Annotated in this window: 1 protein-coding gene; it reads left to right on the top strand. The window is 68.2% G+C overall.

All coding sequences use genetic code 11. From position 1 onward, the window contains the following. Nucleotides 1–285: 285 nt before the first annotated feature. Entirely contained in the window at nt 286–1,488 is a 1,203-nt protein-coding gene (locus ACFQV6_RS44165) for an IS110 family transposase (RefSeq protein WP_378033725.1), read from the top strand. The last annotated feature ends 18 nt before the right edge of the window (nt 1,489–1,506 follow it).

Here is a 1,506-nt window from a genome sequence, read left to right as displayed (position 1 = left end):
GCTCATTGGTGGAGCCTTGTTGTTGCCCGGCCCGTAGGGTCGGGTGGCATCTGGGCCGTCGGGTCACCGCCCACCGTTGCTGCCCCCTTGGTTGAGGGCTTGCGGGAGTGTTAGCGGGGCCTGGCGGTCCGGGGCATCCCGACTGGCGACAGGGCTACTGCGCCGTTGAGCGCCCGTCAATGAGCGTCCGGCAGTGATGCCCCGGGACCTGGGTGCTTGTCCAGCTGATGAGAGCAGCGAGGTCAAGCAGCTTTGAGTGTGCAACACGAGCCGGGGCCGGCGCGAATGTTCGCGGGTGTCGACTGGGCTGAGAACAGTCATGTCGTGTGTGTGATCGACGGCGACGGTGAGGTCGTCGAGCGAGTCATGGTGGCACATGACAAGGCCGGTATCACCCGGTTGATCACGTTGCTGTCCGATCATCGGGTGGCGGGTACGGGGATCGAACGCGGCGACGGGCCGCTGGTTACGGCGTTGCTGGCGGCGGGCCTGACGGTGTTCGTGATTCCGCCGTCGCAGGTCAAGTCGTTGCGTGGCCGGTACGGGTCGGCGGGTAACAAGGACGACCGGTTCGACGCGTTCGTGCTGGCCGATGTGGTCCGCACCGATCGGCGTCGGCTGGTCCCGCTGGTCCCTGACCGGGCAGACACGCAGGCGTTGCGGGCGTTGGTGCGGGCCCGGCAGGACCTGCTCGGGCATCGGCTGGCGATCGCTAACCAGCTGCGGGCGCATCTGCTGAGCGTGACGCCGGGCGTGGTGGGGCTGTTCGCTGAGCTCGACGCGCTGGTGTCGCGGGCGTTCATCGCCGAGTTCGGTACTCAGGACGCCGTGGACGCACTGTCCGAGGCCGTGTTGACGCCGTGGTTGAAGGCTCGCCACTACCACGTCAGAACCGCCGCGACGCTGCTCGAACGACTCCGTTCGGCCGCGTCCGGTGTCCGGGGGCCGGCCGGGCAGGCACTGGCCGGGGTCACTCAGGCATACCTGAGCGCGCTGAACACGGTCATCCAGCAGATCGACGCTCTCGAAAGTCAGATCGCCGCTGCCCTGGCCGAGCACCCGGACGCGGCGATCTTCACCTCGCTGCCGCGAGCCGGGACTGTCCGGGCGGCGTGGCTGCTGGCCGAGATCGGTGACTGCCGGGGCCGGTTCCCTACCGCAGCGTCCCTGGCCGGGCTGGCCGGGGTCACCCCGTCGACCCGGCAATCGGGCAACACCCGCATCGTCGCGTTCCGCTGGGCGGTCGACAAACATCTACGCAACGCGGTCTGCAACTTTGCCGGCGACAGCCGCCTGAGCAACCCTTGGGCCGCTGACCTCTACCAACAAGCCCGCGCCCGCGGCAAGAAACACAACCACGCCGTCCGCATCCTGGCCCGCGCCTGGATCACCGTGATCTGGAAATGCTGGACCACCAACACCCCCTACAACCCGGCCGAACACCGCGCCCTGCAAAACCTACTCACCTCACCCCAGCCAACCGGTTGACACAGGGCACTCCCGCCG

The sequence above is a fragment of the Actinoplanes sp. GCM10030250 genome, assembly GCF_042666575.1.
Lineage (GTDB): Bacteria > Actinomycetota > Actinomycetes > Mycobacteriales > Micromonosporaceae > Actinoplanes.
This window is presented reverse-complemented; position numbering and strand designations above follow the sequence as displayed.

Excerpts from the sequence above, each read along its gene's own strand:
- ACFQV6_RS44165 (WP_378033725.1), top strand. The coding sequence starts at position 286 with ATGTTCGCGGGTGTCGACTGGGCTGAGAACAGTCATGTCGTGTGTGTG.